22 protein-coding genes are annotated in these 16,331 nt (G+C 64.4%); 7 read left to right on the forward strand and 15 right to left on the reverse strand.

The features are described from left to right. Positions 1 to 330 precede the first annotated feature (330 nt). A complete protein-coding gene (locus AC0L30_RS19260; RefSeq protein ID WP_219683921.1) occupies positions 331 to 621 on the reverse strand; it encodes a hypothetical protein in 291 nt (96 codons plus the stop codon). A 345-nt stretch (positions 622 to 966) separates the two neighbouring features. Between AC0L30_RS19260 and AC0L30_RS19265 the strand changes: the two genes are divergently transcribed. Beyond that, a complete protein-coding gene (locus AC0L30_RS19265) occupies positions 967 to 2,013 on the forward strand; it encodes a hypothetical protein (protein ID WP_219683920.1) in 1,047 nt (348 codons plus the stop codon). Positions 2,014 to 2,115: 102 nt separating this feature from the next. On the opposite strand, the gene AC0L30_RS19270 is transcribed toward AC0L30_RS19265, so the two are convergent. Together AC0L30_RS19270 and AC0L30_RS19275 are read right to left on the reverse strand one after the other, a co-directional pair. Continuing rightward, positions 2,116 to 2,586, reverse strand: coding sequence for an SMI1/KNR4 family protein (locus tag AC0L30_RS19270; protein WP_007591679.1), 471 nt, complete (start codon positions 2,584 to 2,586; stop codon positions 2,116 to 2,118). Between the two features lie 187 nt (positions 2,587 to 2,773). After that, entirely contained in the window at positions 2,774 to 3,781 is a 1,008-nt protein-coding gene (locus tag AC0L30_RS19275) for an acyl-CoA desaturase (RefSeq protein ID WP_219683919.1), read from the reverse strand. 267 nt (positions 3,782 to 4,048) lie between these two features. Between AC0L30_RS19275 and AC0L30_RS19280 the strand changes: the two genes are divergently transcribed. Continuing rightward, the gene (locus AC0L30_RS19280) at positions 4,049 to 4,780 is read left to right on the forward strand and encodes a transglycosylase SLT domain-containing protein (protein ID WP_376707513.1); all 732 of its coding nucleotides are present in this window, start codon (positions 4,049 to 4,051) and stop codon (positions 4,778 to 4,780) included. Between the two features lie 107 nt (positions 4,781 to 4,887). Here the strand turns inward: AC0L30_RS19280 and AC0L30_RS19285 are convergent, their stop codons facing one another. From AC0L30_RS19285 to AC0L30_RS19295, 3 genes are all read right to left on the reverse strand, one after another. Continuing rightward, positions 4,888 to 5,163 (reverse strand): hypothetical protein, encoded by a 276-nt coding sequence (locus AC0L30_RS19285; RefSeq protein ID WP_083869795.1) that lies wholly within the window; start codon positions 5,161 to 5,163, stop codon positions 4,888 to 4,890. A 240-nt stretch (positions 5,164 to 5,403) separates the two neighbouring features. After that, the gene (locus tag AC0L30_RS19290) at positions 5,404 to 6,051 is read right to left on the reverse strand and encodes a cell envelope biogenesis protein TolA (protein ID WP_473404979.1); all 648 of its coding nucleotides are present in this window, start codon (positions 6,049 to 6,051) and stop codon (positions 5,404 to 5,406) included. Between the two features lie 299 nt (positions 6,052 to 6,350). Continuing rightward, positions 6,351 to 6,887, reverse strand: a complete 537-nt coding sequence (locus AC0L30_RS19295) for a helix-turn-helix domain-containing protein (RefSeq protein WP_219683916.1) — start codon at positions 6,885 to 6,887, stop codon at positions 6,351 to 6,353. 214 nt (positions 6,888 to 7,101) lie between these two features. On the opposite strand from AC0L30_RS19295, the gene AC0L30_RS19300 reads away from it, so the two are divergent. Continuing rightward, complete coding sequence (locus AC0L30_RS19300; RefSeq protein ID WP_007591698.1) at positions 7,102 to 7,452, forward strand: zinc ribbon domain-containing protein YjdM; 351 nt, start codon at positions 7,102 to 7,104, stop codon at positions 7,450 to 7,452. A 127-nt stretch (positions 7,453 to 7,579) separates the two neighbouring features. Here the strand turns inward: AC0L30_RS19300 and AC0L30_RS19305 are convergent, their stop codons facing one another. Beyond that, a complete protein-coding gene (locus tag AC0L30_RS19305; RefSeq protein WP_219683915.1) occupies positions 7,580 to 8,497 on the reverse strand; it encodes a DMT family transporter in 918 nt (305 codons plus the stop codon). A gap of 80 nt (positions 8,498 to 8,577) precedes the next feature. Next, on the reverse strand, positions 8,578 to 8,997 hold the full coding sequence (locus AC0L30_RS19310) for a nuclear transport factor 2 family protein (RefSeq protein WP_311985914.1): 420 nt from the start codon (positions 8,995 to 8,997) through the stop codon (positions 8,578 to 8,580). A gap of 124 nt (positions 8,998 to 9,121) precedes the next feature. Here AC0L30_RS19310 and AC0L30_RS19315 point away from each other — a divergent pair, with 124 nt between their 5' ends. Then, positions 9,122 to 9,703 (forward strand): bifunctional transcriptional activator/DNA repair enzyme AdaA, encoded by a 582-nt coding sequence (locus AC0L30_RS19315; protein WP_473404973.1) that lies wholly within the window; start codon positions 9,122 to 9,124, stop codon positions 9,701 to 9,703. Positions 9,704 to 9,707: 4 nt separating this feature from the next. Here AC0L30_RS19315 and AC0L30_RS19320 read toward each other — a convergent pair whose 3' ends face one another. The 3 genes from AC0L30_RS19320 to AC0L30_RS19330 all read right to left on the reverse strand — a co-directional run bounded on the left by AC0L30_RS19320 (position 9,708) and on the right by AC0L30_RS19330 (position 10,712). Continuing rightward, positions 9,708 to 9,854, reverse strand: coding sequence for a hypothetical protein (locus AC0L30_RS19320; RefSeq protein WP_167552239.1), 147 nt, complete (start codon positions 9,852 to 9,854; stop codon positions 9,708 to 9,710). Positions 9,855 to 10,102: 248 nt separating this feature from the next. Further along, entirely contained in the window at positions 10,103 to 10,357 is a 255-nt protein-coding gene (locus AC0L30_RS19325; protein WP_219683913.1) for a hypothetical protein, read from the reverse strand. A gap of 151 nt (positions 10,358 to 10,508) precedes the next feature. Next, positions 10,509 to 10,712, reverse strand: a complete 204-nt coding sequence (locus AC0L30_RS19330) for a hypothetical protein (RefSeq protein ID WP_219683912.1) — start codon at positions 10,710 to 10,712, stop codon at positions 10,509 to 10,511. A 330-nt stretch (positions 10,713 to 11,042) separates the two neighbouring features. Here AC0L30_RS19330 and AC0L30_RS19335 point away from each other — a divergent pair, with 330 nt between their 5' ends. Beyond that, complete coding sequence (locus AC0L30_RS19335) at positions 11,043 to 12,353, forward strand: M15 family metallopeptidase domain-containing protein (RefSeq protein WP_473404974.1); 1,311 nt, start codon at positions 11,043 to 11,045, stop codon at positions 12,351 to 12,353. A 10-nt stretch (positions 12,354 to 12,363) separates the two neighbouring features. On the opposite strand, the gene pdxY is transcribed toward AC0L30_RS19335, so the two are convergent. The 3 genes from pdxY to AC0L30_RS19350 all read right to left on the reverse strand — a co-directional run bounded on the left by pdxY (position 12,364) and on the right by AC0L30_RS19350 (position 14,604). After that, complete coding sequence (gene pdxY, locus AC0L30_RS19340) at positions 12,364 to 13,176, reverse strand: pyridoxal kinase (protein WP_473365781.1); 813 nt, start codon at positions 13,174 to 13,176, stop codon at positions 12,364 to 12,366. A 49-nt stretch (positions 13,177 to 13,225) separates the two neighbouring features. Next, positions 13,226 to 13,867 (reverse strand): FMN-binding negative transcriptional regulator, encoded by a 642-nt coding sequence (locus AC0L30_RS19345; protein ID WP_219683909.1) that lies wholly within the window; start codon positions 13,865 to 13,867, stop codon positions 13,226 to 13,228. A 92-nt stretch (positions 13,868 to 13,959) separates the two neighbouring features. Next, entirely contained in the window at positions 13,960 to 14,604 is a 645-nt protein-coding gene (locus AC0L30_RS19350) for a TetR/AcrR family transcriptional regulator (RefSeq protein WP_219683934.1), read from the reverse strand. A gap of 97 nt (positions 14,605 to 14,701) precedes the next feature. Between AC0L30_RS19350 and AC0L30_RS19355 the strand changes: the two genes are divergently transcribed. Together AC0L30_RS19355 and AC0L30_RS19360 are read left to right on the forward strand one after the other, a co-directional pair. After that, the gene (locus tag AC0L30_RS19355) at positions 14,702 to 15,367 is read left to right on the forward strand and encodes an O-methyltransferase (protein ID WP_219683908.1); all 666 of its coding nucleotides are present in this window, start codon (positions 14,702 to 14,704) and stop codon (positions 15,365 to 15,367) included. Between the two features lie 183 nt (positions 15,368 to 15,550). Continuing rightward, positions 15,551 to 15,895 (forward strand): DMT family transporter, encoded by a 345-nt coding sequence (locus AC0L30_RS19360; protein ID WP_007591712.1) that lies wholly within the window; start codon positions 15,551 to 15,553, stop codon positions 15,893 to 15,895. Positions 15,896 to 15,961: 66 nt separating this feature from the next. Here the strand turns inward: AC0L30_RS19360 and AC0L30_RS19365 are convergent, their stop codons facing one another. Continuing rightward, entirely contained in the window at positions 15,962 to 16,321 is a 360-nt protein-coding gene (locus tag AC0L30_RS19365) for a hypothetical protein (RefSeq protein WP_245285862.1), read from the reverse strand. Between the last annotated feature and the right edge of the window lie 10 nt (positions 16,322 to 16,331).

Here is a 16,331-nt window from a genome sequence, read left to right on the forward strand (position 1 = left end):
ACGGGGATAAGCTCCGTTCTACCCTGATGTATCCTTGACAGCCGCAGCTTTGCCGCTTTTTCCTGGTCGCCGCGAATGCACGCAGCGATTGACTTTTCGGCGTTCAACCTCTCATGGTGGCGGCCGGCGAAGATGGCACGCACGCCTCGCTAGAAGTCGACCTGTCGAGCAACAGACGCGCCAATACGCACGGTGAAGCGAGCACAGCTCGGATCGCGTGTGTGCGGGCCCGGAACTCGGATCACCTCTCCCCGCTCGGAGAGAGGTGCTCCGCGCACAGCCGACCCATCGGTGCTCTGGCCGCTGCGCCAAGACCGGCTACAAGACCGGCTAGTAGCAAGGCGGGTAAGGTTCGTAGCCGCAGCGGCGATAGCCGCCGTAGGCTCCGTAGGCACCGTAAGCTGCCGCACCAACCGCAGCAGCTCCGACGCCCACGGCAACTCCGCGGCGCACGACTGCACCACGATAGACGCCACCGCGATAGACACCGCCGTGATGAACACCAACTCGACCAACCCCGACGCCTCTTCGATACGCGAAGGCGTCGGTCGAAACAGTCGCGATGCAGGCGATGCCAATGATTGCGGATGCGGTAAGTGAAACGATGGTTCGGCGCGACATGTCCACTCTCCTTCCTGGATTGGAACGGTGCGTCAGCGTAATTCTCCAATCAGCGGGTTTTGTTGATTTAGAACAATGCGGGCCGTTGCGATCTGGCGGCCGAGTTCATAACGAGACAGCGAAACTGTCACGCTGACCTACATAGGGCATCAGCGGGAGCCACACCGATTTCGCTCATGTACCTGACGCTCCCGACGCATGCCGGTTCGGCAATGCCCACGCCCGCCCCCGAGCCCGCCATAATTTCTCCTTCGCACGCGCGTTGTGTTGGACGGCGGCGAGTCCTATCGTTCCGATCGGACTGCCGCACTCCCATTGACGCCCGACTGGATCGAGAGCGCATCGGTGCCCGAGACGAACGACCCCAAACCTGACGACCACAAGCCTGATGCCCCTAAGCCGGACGCTCCCAAGCCGGACGAGGTGCGCGCCGATGGCGGGCTGGCGCGGGCTTACGACCGGATCAAGAGCGCAGAGCAAGACCTTGCGCGGCTGGACCGGCTGGTTTCCGGAATGGAACGCGGCAGCGAAGGCCCGCGGGTCTCGCGAGCAAGCGCCGGTGCGGAGACTATCCAGGCTCCCAAGGACAAGATTCCCGAGGACAAGACTCCCAAGGCCGCGGCGCCGGCGCCAGATAGCGAGGTTCGCAACCAAGGCCTGAAGGGAGATCGGCCCATGCTGCGTGCTCTGGTCGGTCTCGTGCTGGCGATCGGCATTCTCGGTGCAGCCTTCGCTTCGCAATATAGCGATCAGGCCAGGTCGATGACCAAATCGATCATGGCGCGATGGGCTCCACCGGCCGCCACTCGGCCTCCGCAAGCGTCCGCGGTTGAAAGTCCGGCGCAACCGGCGGCCGTGCAGCTGGCTGCCGCGGATGAGCCCGGCACGGTGCCCGCGCCGCCGGTCGGCAAGGACACTGAGAGCAATGCAGGGTTTGACGCTCCAAGGCCCGACGCTTCAAGAACTGGCGCCACAGCACCTGCCCCCTCGTCGTCCGATCTCGCGCAATCGCTCAAGACCATCACCAGCGAGCTTGCGAGCATGAACGGAAAGCTCGAGCAACTGAAGAGCCGCAACGAGCAGACGCTGCGCGAGCAGGCCGACACCATTCAACAGCTCAAGGCGGCGCAGGAGAAGGATGCGGCGGCTAACGCACGCCTCGCCGCACAGGTCCAGGCGCTGCAAAAGGAGCCGACGACGTCATCCGCATCTTCATCCGCACCCGCACCCGCGAAACCCGCCGTGCGGAGCGCAATCAACAACGATACCGCTGCGCCTGCCCGGCCGCACGCGCAGGCGGCCGCACCCCGGCGGCCCAGGCCGCCGTCGCGCGGGCCCTGGATGCCCCCGCCTTATATGGTCGATCCCTACTACGGCGATCCGGATTGGTGAGCCCGCGGGATGGGTGGAGCGAAGGGATACCCATCGCTAGCTAATCGACAGAAGCGATGGGTTTCGCAAGGGCTCAACCCATCCTACTAGCTGCATATCCATTCACCCCTCTCCCAAGCCGAGGATGAAGGTTTCAAGATCGGGCGCGAGTTCGTTTGTGTTCGGGAAATCGGCGAACATGTCGCCACCGTCCACCGGTTCATGCTCGTGATCCCAGTAGAAGACCTGCCCATAACTGTCCTCCTCCAGACTCAGCAGGAACAGATCGCCGCCGGGATCGGGTGCGAAGGGGCAGCTCAGCCGGGGGATTCGATTCATGCTCCGATACACATCGTAATTGTCGATGACGCCGTAGCTGTCGGTCGGATGCGTCGTGAATAGCACGTCCAAAACGGTGCGGTCGTTGCGCCAAGGCAGCTCGACGCCGCAGCGGTCGAAGCCGCCGCCGTCCGATTGCGCCAGCAGCTCCTTGTAGGGCGCGGGCAACGGCGCACCGATGTGTTGCTCCAACGCGCGGATGGCGTTGGAGGGCGCCGGTGTCCGTCGGTCGTCCATGAGATCCAGATAGTTCATCGGCCTAAACTTCGTGCCCCGTGGGCCATCAAAGCGCCCGCGCTAGTGAGCACACCACTAGATCGGTGTGGCCAAATCCATGGCGTAGTCGAGCACCGAGCCCGAAGGATGGGTAGAGCACTTGCGAAACCCATCGTGCGATGACGGCGATTGGTGGGTCGCTTCCGCTCTACCCATCCTACAGCCTTTAGACGATCGCTTCGGTATCTGCCACTGAACGTTCTCCGCCGTCTGAACCGCCAGAAGGACGCGTTCTGCTCCCAGCCGCGAAAATGTCGTGCACGAGGCCAAGCTTCCCGAGCCCGAGAATGATCAGGCCGTTGATGTCGATCTCGTACCAGGCGTGCGAAATGTAGGCGTCGCGCGGAAACCGGTGATGGTTGTTGTGCAGGCCTTCACCGAAGGTGAGGATCGTGGTCACGAACTCGTTGGTGGTGCCGTCGTCGAGATCGAAGCGGCGGTAGCCGTAGCGGCCGTCGCTGTGGCAGACCGAGTTGACCAGCGATGTCGCCATGGTCATGAGGTAGCTGCGGAACAGGCCGGAGAACAGGATGCAGCCGGTCATCGTGTGCACGCCGCCAAAGGCGTAGCCGATCGCGCCCGGAATGATCACCGCCGAGAGCGCGTACCAGTACCAGCGCGTCCTGGTGAAGAACATGGCGATCGGATCGGCCAGGATATCCTTGGCGTAGTATCCGGCATCGGTGGTGGCCTGATCCCACACCCAGCCGCCTTGCGCATGCATCATCCCCTTGGCGAAGGTGACATAGGGATTGCCGTCGCCGTCATAGTAAGGGCTGTGGACGTCGCCCGGCTTGTCGGAGTGAAGATGGTGCCGGCGATGATTGCTCACCCATTTCAGGATCGAGCCCTGCACCGCCATGGTGGCGATGGCCGCGAACAACGTCCGCATCACCGGACCGCAGCGGAAGCTGCGGTGGACGAAGTAGCGATGCATGAAGCCGATCCCGACCGTGGACAGCGCGAACGTGCCGGCGAAGACCGAAACCTCCACCCAGCCGATGCCTTGCCAGAACGCCCAGACCAGCGCCGCGATCGAACCGCCGATCATGATGACGAAGGAGATGTAGGAATCGCGAAACTTGGCGTCGACCACCGGCCCTTCGACCAGCACGCCCGGCGGCATCTTCCGCTCCGCAGCTTCCGCCGACACCACGCTTTCAATGACGGTCATTCCAACGATCCATTCACACAAAATTAACCCTGTTGCGGCGCACAGTACAACCTCGGGTTATTTCCATCAAGGATACGAGCTGCCGTGGGAGTACGGAGCGGCGACTTGAAAAGACGCGACCAGAGAGAAAAGAAGCCGGATTTCAAGAGCTGGTGACCGCGTTAACCAGCTACAAAGCCTCCGCAATGCACTCCCAAAAGACCGATGCCAGCACGAAGCAAGCCCCTCCTCTCTCGCCTTCGCAAGCTCCGGCGTAGCGCGCGATGGATGCGAAAGACTTTCGCGCGCGCACCGCGGATGGTTCAGATCGGGGGCGCCGTGGCGATGCTGCTTGCGGCCGTCGCGCTCGTGAACATCGCCTATCAAACGATGCGCAAGCCGACCGAGCTGTTCGTCCTTGTCGGCCACGCGCTCGACAAGGAGCCATCGGAGACCTGGCGGCAATACGGGCCGCTGTTCCGCAAGCATGCCACCGCGACGATCACGCCCGAATTGCTGGCCGCACTGGCGCAGGTCGAGAGTTCAGGCAATCCGCTCGCGCGCACCTACTGGCGTTGGCAATGGAGCCTCAATCCGCTCGCGATCTACCGGCCCGCCTCCAGCGCCGTCGGCCTCTTCCAGATGCTGGACGCAGCCTATGCCGACGCCGCGCGGTTCTGTATTCGCAGTAACGCGGTCACGGAAGCCGGCTGCGGCTCTCCCTTCCTCTATGTCCGCGCGATTCCGAGCCACGCCATCGAGCTCGCATCGGTGTATCTCGATCGCAATGTCGCCGATGTTCTCGCCCGTGCGGGTGATGTGAAGGCGAGCGCGCGCGAGCGGCAGGATCTGGCCGCCTTCATCCATCTCTGCGGCGCCGGCCCCGCCACGGCCTACGCACGCCGCAAGTTTGCGATGATCGCCGACGAGCGTTGCGGCGATCACCTCGTCACGAGCTATATCGCCAGGGTCAACGCGATGAAGCGGCAGTTTCAGCGGCTTGCGGCCGACGACGATTAAGGACGTAGCCCGGATGAGCGCAAGCGAAATCCGGGATTCGTGCCATGCGGGCGATCGTGCGATGCGGATGGTCCGGATTACGCTTTCGCTCCATCCGGGCTACGGGATCACCACCAATACGGCCACCGCCAACCCTCATACCGCACCCACGACGACACCAAAGGCGGTCCGTACGGATCGACCCGGTCATCTTCCGGGCGATAACGATAACGCGGAACAATATTGTAATCCCACGGCGTCGGCCTGAGCACGGGGACATCCACCCTCAGCCGTTGTTCATCCACCACGCGAGCCTTCCGCGTCCGGGCGTCGGCATCCGATATTCCGAGATTGCACAGCACCAGGGCGGTTCCGAGTGCACACGCGACAGTCATGATCTTCATGCGTTGGTCTCCTTGCCCCAAGAGTGCAAAAGGACGCCAAGCAAGGCAAGCCCAATTCGCTGTCGGGTTGCTTGGCGCGCGAAGAGCGACGGAGCGAGCGTAGCCTGGATGGAGCGCAGCGAAATCCAGGGTGTCTTGCCACAAGCTGCCCGATTCCCGGATTGCGCTTCGCTCCATCCGGGCTACAGTTCCCCGCTGCAGCACCACTTAATCTGTGCGCCCCGCCCGGCCCCCGCGCCCCTACTCCCGCGCACGTCGCACCGCCTCCTGAAGCTTCATCCGCTGCTTGTCCCACCGGCTCTGCTCTGCCTCGGCACGCCCATCGAGCGCAGCGCGCTCCGCGTCGATCGCCTCCGCCCGCTCCTCGTGCTCCCGCCTCGCCTCGTCCAGCGCCGCCTGTGCACTCGCGACCGCTTTCTCGCGGCGCGCGCGCTCCTTGGCGCGAGCGATCTCCTCCTTGCGGCGCTCGGCTTCCCGCCGGCGCTCTTCCTTCGCGAACGCCGCGGCGGCCTTGCGCGCCTGTTGATCGTCGATCTTGCGGGATGGTTGCTTTGCAGCCTTTGAAGGACTCTTTTTCGGCTTGGATTTCGGCCTGCGCTTCGGCTTGGCCGCGTCGTCAGCGAGATCGGTCGGCAACTCGGAATGCTCGGTGAACGCCCCATCCGATCCGACCGGACGCCTGAGCACCACGCCCGGCTTCTCCATGGTCGCCGCGACGATGTCGGGGTCGTCAGTCTCCTTCGCGGCGCCCTGATGAAACAGATTGGACCTGGCGCCCCAGGCGTCCAGCGCTGCCTTCATCGAGGGCGCGGCGATCGCCTGGTCGTAGAAGCCGAGCGAGGTCTGGAAGGTCTTCAGTTTTCTTTTTGGTTTTGCTTTTTTCGGCATGTCGCTCCGCAGCTGGCGAGCCACCAGCTTCAGCGGCGCCATCATGCCATACTGCTCCTGTTTTGCCCGACGAGTCAAATTCGATTCGGTATCGCCGAAGTGGATTTGAGGCCGTAGCCCGGATGGAGCGCAGCGTAATCCGGGACCGGTGCCCCCGCAGGATTCCCGGATTGCGCTTCGTTCCATCCGGGCTACGGCCCATCGTCAATGATTTTTCGGATTTGCAACATTCTGAAATCCCTCGGGATTTCTACTGTGCATGGGGTTGTTTTCGACGTTTTGTTTTGACAGGTCGTCACCTACGCCGCGTTGACATCCTCAGGCGCCGGTCCCGCGACGAGCCCGTCGAGGCCGACCATCAGCAGATCGGCGATGTGCATCAGCTGATAGAGCGGAATGTCCGCCTGGCCCTGCTCGGCCAGCGACACGAAGGCGGGCGTGGCGCCGATGAGCTCGGCGAGCTGGCCTTGCGTGTAGCCGCGCTTTTCGCGCGCAGCCTTGAGGCGCGCACCGATCCCGAGCCGGTGCCGGGACTGCTCGTCCGCGGTCATCATCACGGCCTGCTCATCCGCGCTTGCATAGCCGTCCACGAACGCGCTGCCGATCAGCCTGCCCTTGCGCCAGGCGACCCGGCAGTCCTTGCGCAGTCCGCTGCTGAAGACCAGCGTGAACTGCTCGGCCACCCAGAGCGAGGCGTTGAGGCCGAGGCGCGCGCCGGTGCCGGAGACATCGCGAATCGTGCAGGGTGCGCTGATGGTCTTGCCGGTGCCGTTGTCGAACTCGACAATGCCGGTCCGCAAAATGTGATGTCTGACTGCGGCGCGGTGCTCGCTCATGACGGGACGTGGCTCCTGGACGCTCCTTGCGCAGCGACGTCGAACCGACGCAGCCGCAAAAATCCCGGACCTCGATACCGCAGATTTTTTCCTGAACTCCTAAATTTCCAAGGGTTCCCCAAGGACTGAAAGCCATGGTAAAGGATTTGCTCCCAATCCATCTTTTTCCGGCGGAAAGCGTGCGGCGCGCCCGTGACGGGCGACGAGGCGAACGATGACCGACGCGATGAAATGCCCGACCTGCAACTCCGAGCACGCCTATCAGGATCGCGGCCTCTGGGTCTGCCCGGAATGCGGCCATGAATGGAGCGGCACGGCGGAGGCCGCCGCGGATGCCGCGCAGGAGGCCGGCGTGCGCGATGCCAACGGCAATGCGCTCGCCGATGGCGACAGCGTCATCGTGATGAAAGATCTCAAGGTCAAGGGCTCCTCCTCCGTCGTCAAGGGCGGCACCAAGGTCCGCAACATCCGCCTGCAGGACGCCACCGACGGCCACAACATCGCCTGCAAGATCGACGGCATCGGCGCGATGAATCTGAAATCGGAGTTCGTGAGGAAGGCGTAAGCCGAGCCCCCGGACTCGCCAGGGCAAATCCGCTAGCGAACGCGCCGAGCGGCTCGGGCGGGAGCTGACCTGTCGCGGCGTCAAGTTTACCGCCATCGAATGGTAAGCGCCGTGCGGAGGCCGCAATCTATCGCTGCCGCTGCGCCAGATAGAATCCGCACAGCACCGTCACCAATCCCGCCGTCTGCAATAGTGTCGGTGGCTCGCCGAGCAGGAGCCAGCCGGTGAGCACCGTCAGCGCCGGCACGCAGGCGGGGACAACGGCGGCGCGGGCCACGCCGAGGCGTTGGACCGAGACGGCGAACAGATAAAGCGCAGCGGGACCTGCAAGCACGCCCTGCGCCAGCGCCTGAATGGCGTTCTCACCGATACCGATCGCCGCGATCCGCGCGAGCCCGCCGGTCATGAGGTAGATCGGCAACAGCAGCAGCGACAGCACGTTGATGACGAGCGCAGCCGACACGGCGGAGACACGCCAGTGGCGCAGCAGCGCGCCGAAACCTGCGAACATCAATCCGGTCAGCACGAAGGTCAGATCGCCGAGCACGCCGTCGACGCCGATATGGCCGATCGATTCCGCGCCGATCACACCAAGCCCGCCGACGATGACGACAGCGCCGGCGATGCGCGACGCGGAAACATGCTCCTTCAGGAACAGGGCCGCGAGCAGCAGGCCGCCGAGCGTCGCACAGGAGGGCTGGATCACGCTGCCATGGCCGAGCGGCACGAACAGAAAACCAGTGTAGGAGATCAGCGACATCACCGGGCCGCCGAGCACCATCAGCACAAGGCCCCTGCCCCAACCGATGCCGCAGAGATCGGAGATTCCGCCGCGTACCACCAACGGCAGGAATGCGATGCCGGACCAGACATAGCGATGCACGAGCAGATCGACCGGCGTGAAGCCGACCTTGAGGCCGTGCCGCGTGCCGGCGAAGCCAAGCGCCCAGAACACCGCCGCGGCGAGGCCGCAGAGCACGCCGACAAGGGCCGGCGCCTGATCGTTCCTCCGAATGAGAGCGTCGGCGCTCGTTCGCTGATCCATGGAGCATGCCTTATGTCAGCAAGCGACGAGGCTCAACCCATGCGGTTGCAGGGCTGGCACGCGGCGGAAAATATGCCTGCTCATCGAGCCTCCTCGCCGAACACCATCCGCCATCTCTTGCGCGTGTCCACGTATTCCCGCACCTCGCGGATCTTGTCGCCGGCCACCGTGAACACGAAGCTATAGTCATTCTCGTAACGCGCTCCCCCGGCAAGTGTAGCGCGCATCCGCTCCTCCACGATCACGACATCGTCGTCGGCATAGACGCCGCGAAAGCCGATATCGATCCCGGAGAACATCCTGTGCATCTCCTGCGCGATGAAGCGCGCGATCGCTTGCGCGCCGATCATGTGGTCGGTGTAATCGAGCGCGACCGCGGTGGCGTTGCCCTTCGGCGCGATCCACTCAGCGTCGTCGGTGAACAGCGCGGCGATGCGCATCGAGTCGCATACTGAAACAATCTTCCAGGCGTTGAGGACGATGTCTTTCGGGCTGGTCACGGCGGGCTCCAAGACTGGCATCGCAGGGGGGCTTGCGTCGAGGGCGGCTTTCTAAGCCGCCCTGCCCATCGCGGCTCGCCGCAATCGGACTCGGTCATCCCGCGGCCCTTTCGCCTGCGCGGCCATGCGCTATCATCAGGCCATGCTGAGCTTTGATGTCTGCAATGCAGCGCGCCTGCGCCGCGATCCCCGCTATGACGGCCGCTTCTTCACGGCGGTGAAGACCACGGGCATCTATTGCCGCCCGGTCTGTCCGGCCAAGCAGCCGCTGACGCGCAACGTCTCCTACTATCCGTCAGCCGCCGCGGCCGAAGCCGCAGGCTTCCGCCCTTGCCTGCGATGCCGTCCCGAGACCGCACCGTTCTGCCCGGCCTGGAACGGCACGCGCTCGACGGTCGCACGCGCGGCGAAGCTCATCAATGAGGGCGCGCTCGACGAGGATTCGGTGGTGTCTTTCGCGATGCGGCTCGGCATCTCCTCGCGTCATCTGGCGCGATTGTTCGAGCGTCACGTCGGCACCACGCCGCAGCAGCTTGCGAAGACGCTGCGCGTTCAGCGCGCAAAACGCCTGCTCGATGCCGGCGATCACACGATGACTGACATCGCATTCCAGGCCGGCTTCGGCAGCCTACGCCGTTTCAACGCCGCCTTCGCAGAGCTCTACGGCCGCTCGCCGTCGAGCCTGCGCTTATCGAAGCATGCGTAGCCCGTCAGAAAAACCCGGGGCTGAGATCGAGCCCGTATGTCAGGCTGAGCACGAACACGAACAGCGCGGCGGCTGCGAACAAGGCGAGATGCCTGAGAATGAACGCGCGCGGCGAGACGCTTGCAACAACGGCCTTCTGTGCAACGGGCATGACTACTCCATTATGAAAATGATTCTTGGCTGCTCAATAAGCGGCGCCCGCATCAAGCGCCGCGATCTGCAAAGCAACTATTAAAGAGATCACACTCGCTTTGAACGGCCATACACAAGTGGCAGGTGATCACGACTCGCTGCACCAAAAAAAAGACCGCGCTCCCGAGAGGGAACGCGGTCCGGGCAGGCTCGGAGAAAACGAGCCTGCATCACGTTGACTTGATGTTGGCTAGTGGCGCCCCCGGGTTAGCGGGCGCTGCCCGCCGTGACATCAGCGGTCTTCATCTTGCGCGGCGACAGAACGCGGGTCTGGTGGACCGAAGCGATCGTGGTGGGCGCCGAGGCCTGCTGCTCGACATGCGCGGCACCGAGCACGCGCACCTGCATCGGGGACACCGGAAAACCGTTGGCCTCGTAAGTCGGCAGCTCGGCGGCGAAAGCCACGGTGCTGCCAGCGATCGTCAGGATGGCGGCGGCGATCGACAGAGTCTTCTTGTTCATGGGTGATGCTCCTGAATGAAACGTTCGGAGCACATCTAAGCGCATTTTGCTGCATTGCGACATGCACTGCTGCAACGCAACAACGCGCCGAGTGCATGGCAATATGTTTAATGCGCGCCCCGGCGCGACATGACGCTGTTATGAGCGGCGGTCAGCCGCCGAGCACATGGCCCCAGCCGTCGAAAACGTAGTCCTTCCAGATCACGGTTCCGTCACCGCCTGGCCGGCTGGCCCGCCTGAAATCATCGGCCTGCTCAGCGGTCCAGGTGATGATCGTATCGGAGAGCTGGTCGTGCAGGATGGCGGGCTCGGTGGGGTCGAAGGCGTCCATCGGACGAAGCGAGGAGTGCGTCATGGGCGCCTAACGCGCCGACCGTGACAAGGTTGCGCAACGTGTGGGCGAAACACCTTACGCCGGCCGGTGCCAAAATATTCGCCTTTATCGAATTTTCTACACCGCCCGCGCGCAAGCGCCGGTGGAACTGCGATGGGAACCCGCGTTGCCGCCGCGCAACACCTGGTCGAAAAGCCCGCTTTCGCCGAATTGCGCCATTGCGCTGCCACACCGTCCTCCGAACAATCGGCGCGCGGCGTGCCTTTTCGTGCAAGACTGTTTGGCCAAGACTGTCTGGTCAGACTGTTCGGAGAAGACGAGGTTCAATAGAACCGTTTGGAGGCAGGGATCATGAATGATCGGCGGTCTCTTCTGGTGGCGGTCTCCTGCCCCTCGGCGGTTCTCGCCGGCTGGCTGGCGCTCTCTTTGTCCGCCTACGCCCCTGCCCTGATCGAAAACAGCGGCGCCAATGCTTCTGCCGTCTCGCGCGCAAAAGATCTTGGTCGGCTCGACCTCGCCGACATCCCGCACGCTGCGGCCATCGAGGACGGCGTCGCCCTGACCGCGGATATCGCCGCCGCGGTCGCTGCGACACCAAGCGCGGTCACCGCTGAAGCGGCAGCGCCCGAGGCGCCAGTTCCGGCCATCAAGCTCGCCTCGGCCGACCCAGTGCTGATCTTGCCGACCGAAGCGCCACTCGCGCCGCAGATTTCGCCTGATCCGACACCAATCGCCAGCGAGGTTGCTCCGGCTCCGGCGCCGGAGCCCGTGGTAAAGCTCGCATCCGCCGATCCCACCGAGATCGTGACGACCGAGGCGCTGTCGCCCGCGACGATCGCGACCGGCCCCGCGCCCGCGGCGAGAAAGGCCTCGCCGTCTGCGGACACGACCGCGGTGCTCGACGAATGCTACGTCATGGAAGCCTGCATCGACCGCTATCTCTGGGCGCTCTACCAGCGCACGCCCAAGGAAGACTCGATCAAGGTCGAGGATCGCCGCGCCGTCACCGTCAAGCGCAAGGGCAAGATGGTGACCGTGATGCGCAGCTTCACGAAACTGGTCGACGAGGACTTTGGCTGGAAGGATCCGAAGGCGGCCGACCGCGCCGGCATGTCGATGATGGAATACGTCATCGGCGGCATGGACAAGAGTTTCAAGAAAAAGCTGTTTCGCACGTTGCTCGCGGCTGAGGCTGCCGGGCTTTCGCCGGGTATCACCAGCGCGTTCCGCGACGACTATCGCCAGTCGATCGCGAGCGGCTTGAAGGCCGCCTCCGACCGCTCCTATCACGGCGGCAGCACGCGCGGCGGCTACGGGCACGGCATGGCGGCCGACATCGTCAGCACCAAGGGCGACAACCGCGCGCAGCGCTGGGTCTCGACCGAGGTGCTGTGGAAGTGGGTCGATGCCAATGGCAAGGCGCTCGGCATCGGCCGACCCTATCTCGGCCGCGATCCCCCGCATGTCGGCCCGGTCGACGGTACGGAATATGTCTCGCGCCGAGGCACGTCGGACCGCAAGGAAGCCAACGTCAAGCCGAGGAAAGCGCGGGCCGTGGCAAGCGCAAAGCTGCCAAAGGCGAAGGCACAGGCGACGCGCGAGCAGAAGGTCCCCGCGAAGCCGCAGAAATCAGCGCAATCGGCCGCGAAGCGCGCGACCTGAGTATGACGGCTTACCGTCCCGGCGTCGGCAGCGGCACGAGCCGCATCTCGGCGGCGCCGGCCTCCTGCGTGCGCACCAGCACTGCAAAGATGGTTTCGACTGCGAGCCGCACCGCCGCCTCGGTCGCAGTGCCCTTGGCCAGATGCGCCGCGATCAGGCCGGTGAGGAGATCGCCGGTGCCTGAGGGGCGGATCGGCAGGCGCGGCGTCGCAAAGCGCGACAACTGACCGTCGGCGCACAGAATCGTTTCCACCTGCCCTTCCGCCGTATCAGTGAGCGTGCAACCGGTGGCGACCACGTCAATGCGGCCGGTCCCGGCCAGCGTCGCGCACGCAGCGCGCAGGCCCTGCGCATCTGCGATGTCGAGGCCTGCGAGCAGCCCGAGCTCGAACTGGTTCGGCGTGGTCAGATTGGCGGCCGGCAGCAGCCGGTGCCGGACCACATCCAGGATGCCGTCCGCGACATAGACCCGGCCATCATCGCCGATCACGGGGTCGCAGAGATAAACCAACTTTGAATTGCGGGTCAGCGCCCGCTCGACGAAATCGGCAACGACAGCGGCATTGCCGGACGAACCGAGATAGCCGGTGACGAGGACCGCGGCCTCGTCGACGAGACCGCGCTCCTCGACACCTCTCAGCAGATCTGCAACGAGCTCGGTCTCCAGCACCCGCCCGCGCAGGGTCGGATAGCGCGGATGGTTCGACAGCAGCGTTGTCGGCACCGCCGCGACATTCACGCCCTCCGCCTGCATGGCATAGGCGGCGGCGCTGTTGCCGACATGGCCGTGGACCACCTGGCTTTGAATGGAGATAACGAGCATGAAAGAGGTCCGTAGGGTCAAATGCCGAAGGGCGCAAGAGCAGCCCGGATCACGAACCGTGATACCCAAGCCCGGGCCGCAAAGCCTGCATCTTCCGCGCCAGCCGCCGATGCCCGTTCTCCTCCGACCGCGCCAGCCGGTCCACGACCGCGACATGATCCACATCACTTTTGTGCTGGTTGAGCTTGGCCTGCCCCTCGACGGTATCCACCACGAGATCGATGACGCGGATCGCAGCCAGCATGCTCTCGCGCTTGCCGGGCTCCATCTGTGCGAGGTCCCAAGGTGCTTTTGGCAAGCGCGCTTCCGAGACCGCGAGTAGTGCATCGCCGTGCCTGCGGTTCACGTCGAGCCCGCGCAGATGCGCCACGCCCGACAAATGCACGGCCTCGTAAAGCCAGGTCGAGACGTTGTCGCGCGAAGAATACCAGTCGTTGGAGATATAGGCGTCGTCGCCGGCAACGATCAGCAGAAAGCGCCGTGCGCTATCCGCGAGCGGGACGAGCGGATTCCTGGCGGTGAGATGGATCTGGACGATCGCACGCCCCTCGCGCTGCTCCAGCACGAACGGCACATGCGAGGCGCGAGGGCCGCGCTCATCCGCCGCGACGATCATGCCGAAGCCGCGCTGGCTTGCGAATTCCAGCGCTTGCTGCTCCTCGATGCGGAATTGGGGGCGGAGGACATGCATGGCGGGGCGCTCGTCGACTGGCTGGAGGACAAACCGAGGCTAACTCATGATCCAGTCAAGTCGGAAACGATATTGGCCCGCAAACGCGGATGTCAGGAATGACTTCGCCGCCGCGCAAGCTCATCGATATAGGCGCAAAACATGTCGGCCATTGCGTTCGCATGACGCGCGATCTCCGCCTCGTTGCGCGGTGTCTCCGAGAACTGCTTGCCAACCTCGCTCAGCGTCGTCTTGATCAGCTCGCCGGCAAGCTCCCGCGTCGCATCCGGCGCCTCGGGCAAGGCCTCCCGCATGAAGGCCGCGACGATGCCCTTACCGGCGGCCCGCGCGTCGTGTGCTTCGGGCGCATCGCGATAGAGCGGCGCGGCGTCGCTGAGCGCCGTGCGGATCGCAGCCTCCTCGCACTCGGAGCGGATGAAGGCGCGGACCAGCGCGCGCAGTCGCACCAGTGGCGGTTTCGCCTGGTCCGCCAGGATGCCGCGCAAGAGTTCGCTCGTGCGCCGCCACTCCTCGCTCTGGAGGCGGAACAGGATCGCCGCCTTGTTCGGAAAATATTGATAGAGCGACCCGACGCTCACCCCGGCCCGCTCGGCCACCCGCGCCGTCGTGAAACGCTGCGCCCCCTCCTTGGCCAGGACCTGAACAGCCGCGTCCAGAATGGCCGCCACCAGGTCGTTCGAGCGGGCCTGCTGCGGCTGTTTTCGTGTGGAAACTGAACGGCTTCGGCGATCGGCCATGGCGCCCTCGAGCAATGCGAATAGCGAATGCGACGAATTAGTCGTATTTCCATTGTCACGCAAGCACTCGCCTCGCGGCGACATCTGGAGACGACACATGAGCATCCCGACCATCACATCACTTGCGCCACTGCTCGATCGTCTTTTCGACCAGGACGAAGCGGCGCGCGGCGCGATGCGAGCCGCCTTCGCCGATGTGACCGACGCCGACCGCGCACGGATGATGCGGAGCAAGACCGCTTACCGCGACCTCTACGGGCGGCTGAAGGACGCACCGCTCGCGGTCTCCCGCGAGACCGGTCACCTGCTTTACATGCTCGCACGCAGCTCCCGCGCCAAAGCGATCGTCGAGTTCGGCACCTCGTTCGGCATCTCGACCCTGCACCTTGCCGCGGGCTTGCGCGACAATGGCGGCGGCCGCCTCATCACCACCGAATTCGAACCGTCCAAGGCGGCCCGGGCGCGCGAGAACCTCGCGGCCGGCGGGCTGCTGGACCTCGTCGAAATCCGCGAAGGCGACGCGCTGGAGATGCTTCAAGTCGATCTGCCTGATACGATCGATCTCGTGCTGCTCGACGGCGCCAAGGCGCTCTACCCCGATATCCTGGATCTGGTCAAAGGCCATCTCCGGCCGGGCGCGATCATCGTCGCCGACAACGCCGACGACAGCCCCGACTATCTGGCGCGCATGCGCATGCCCGGAAACGGCTACATGTCCACGGCCTTGGCCGAGGACGTCGAACTCTCGGTGCGGATCAACTGACGCCCCGCCACATCGAGCAAGCGCGACCCCAATGGGCCGCCGCGCAACCATCGCGCGGCGGTGTCGTGCCGCGCTCCGCCGTGTCGCAGGCTCGTCACTGACACGTGATAGCTGGACCCGGGCAAACGTCATATTCCCCGCACCGCGCGGTATCTTTCTTTGCACAACACGCCCGAGCCCGTGATGACTTCCGCCTTCAATGCCTACGCAGCGCTTGCCCTCGCTATCGTCCTCGAGGTCACGGCGTCCGCCTTCCTCCAGCAATCCGTGCAATTCACGCGGCTGTGGCCGACACTGGCGATGGTGCTGTTCTATGTCGCGTCGTTCTACGCGCTGTCGGTCGCGATCCGGGTCATCCCCCTGAGCATCGCCTATGCGATCTGGGGCGGGGTCGGCATCATCCTGACTGCAACGGTCTCCTTCGTGCTGTTTCGCCAGATGCTCGACGCTGCGGCCTTCGTCGGCATCGCGCTGATCGTGTCCGGAGTCGTGGTCATCAACCTGTTCTCGGCGAGCACGGTGCATTGATGCCGGCAAGCACGGTGTTCACCGGCAGGCCTTGCTTCGCGACGCCCTGCAGCAGCCGGCTCCCGCCTACTGGCTTTGCGACGGCTTGGGAGCACGCGGCCCGGATCGCTTTGTGCCAGGCTTGGCCGCAGCTCGCGGGGACGCCGTATCGACGGATTCCAGATAGGCGGCAAGCGCCCTGGCTGTGTCCGAACTGGTTGCGTAATGGTCCTTCAGGAACCAGGACAGCGTCAGGTTGAAGCGCCCCTTGGCAAGGCCGCGGGGGCTGCGATGGCAGGTCGCGCAACCATCGGCGAAAAGCTTTTGCGGCGACTTGCCGGCATCGAGATTTTGCGCGGCGGAAAATGTCGTCGTCAGGACGGCCGCGGCTGCAAGAGTCACTAGGGGCGTGATCAGGTCGCGCCCCGGTCGAAAGTGCGAAATCAATGTCGTCCCC

The organism is Bradyrhizobium sp. MI1.11 (genome assembly GCF_055811255.1).

Excerpts from the sequence above, each read along its gene's own strand:
- pdxY (WP_473365781.1), bottom strand. The coding sequence starts at position 13,176 with ATGCTCGTTATCTCCATTCAAAGCCAGGTGGTCCACGGCCATGTCGGC.
- AC0L30_RS19335 (WP_473404974.1), top strand. The coding sequence starts at position 11,043 with ATGAATGATCGGCGGTCTCTTCTGGTGGCGGTCTCCTGCCCCTCGGCG.
- AC0L30_RS19360 (WP_007591712.1), top strand. The coding sequence starts at position 15,551 with ATGACTTCCGCCTTCAATGCCTACGCAGCGCTTGCCCTCGCTATCGTC.
- AC0L30_RS19290 (WP_473404979.1), bottom strand. The coding sequence starts at position 6,051 with ATGCCGAAAAAAGCAAAACCAAAAAGAAAACTGAAGACCTTCCAGACC.
- AC0L30_RS19315 (WP_473404973.1), top strand. The coding sequence starts at position 9,122 with ATGCGCTATCATCAGGCCATGCTGAGCTTTGATGTCTGCAATGCAGCG.
- AC0L30_RS19325 (WP_219683913.1), bottom strand. The coding sequence starts at position 10,357 with ATGAACAAGAAGACTCTGTCGATCGCCGCCGCCATCCTGACGATCGCT.
- AC0L30_RS19330 (WP_219683912.1), bottom strand. The coding sequence starts at position 10,712 with ATGACGCACTCCTCGCTTCGTCCGATGGACGCCTTCGACCCCACCGAG.
- AC0L30_RS19300 (WP_007591698.1), top strand. The coding sequence starts at position 7,102 with ATGACCGACGCGATGAAATGCCCGACCTGCAACTCCGAGCACGCCTAT.
- AC0L30_RS19305 (WP_219683915.1), bottom strand. The coding sequence starts at position 8,497 with ATGGATCAGCGAACGAGCGCCGACGCTCTCATTCGGAGGAACGATCAG.
- AC0L30_RS19350 (WP_219683934.1), bottom strand. The coding sequence starts at position 14,604 with ATGGCCGATCGCCGAAGCCGTTCAGTTTCCACACGAAAACAGCCGCAG.
- AC0L30_RS19275 (WP_219683919.1), bottom strand. The coding sequence starts at position 3,781 with ATGACCGTCATTGAAAGCGTGGTGTCGGCGGAAGCTGCGGAGCGGAAG.
- AC0L30_RS19285 (WP_083869795.1), bottom strand. The coding sequence starts at position 5,163 with ATGAAGATCATGACTGTCGCGTGTGCACTCGGAACCGCCCTGGTGCTG.
- AC0L30_RS19260 (WP_219683921.1), bottom strand. The coding sequence starts at position 621 with ATGTCGCGCCGAACCATCGTTTCACTTACCGCATCCGCAATCATTGGC.
- AC0L30_RS19295 (WP_219683916.1), bottom strand. The coding sequence starts at position 6,887 with ATGAGCGAGCACCGCGCCGCAGTCAGACATCACATTTTGCGGACCGGC.
- AC0L30_RS19320 (WP_167552239.1), bottom strand. The coding sequence starts at position 9,854 with ATGCCCGTTGCACAGAAGGCCGTTGTTGCAAGCGTCTCGCCGCGCGCG.
- AC0L30_RS19280 (WP_376707513.1), top strand. The coding sequence starts at position 4,049 with ATGCGAAAGACTTTCGCGCGCGCACCGCGGATGGTTCAGATCGGGGGC.
- AC0L30_RS19345 (WP_219683909.1), bottom strand. The coding sequence starts at position 13,867 with ATGCATGTCCTCCGCCCCCAATTCCGCATCGAGGAGCAGCAAGCGCTG.
- AC0L30_RS19355 (WP_219683908.1), top strand. The coding sequence starts at position 14,702 with ATGAGCATCCCGACCATCACATCACTTGCGCCACTGCTCGATCGTCTT.
- AC0L30_RS19270 (WP_007591679.1), bottom strand. The coding sequence starts at position 2,586 with ATGAACTATCTGGATCTCATGGACGACCGACGGACACCGGCGCCCTCC.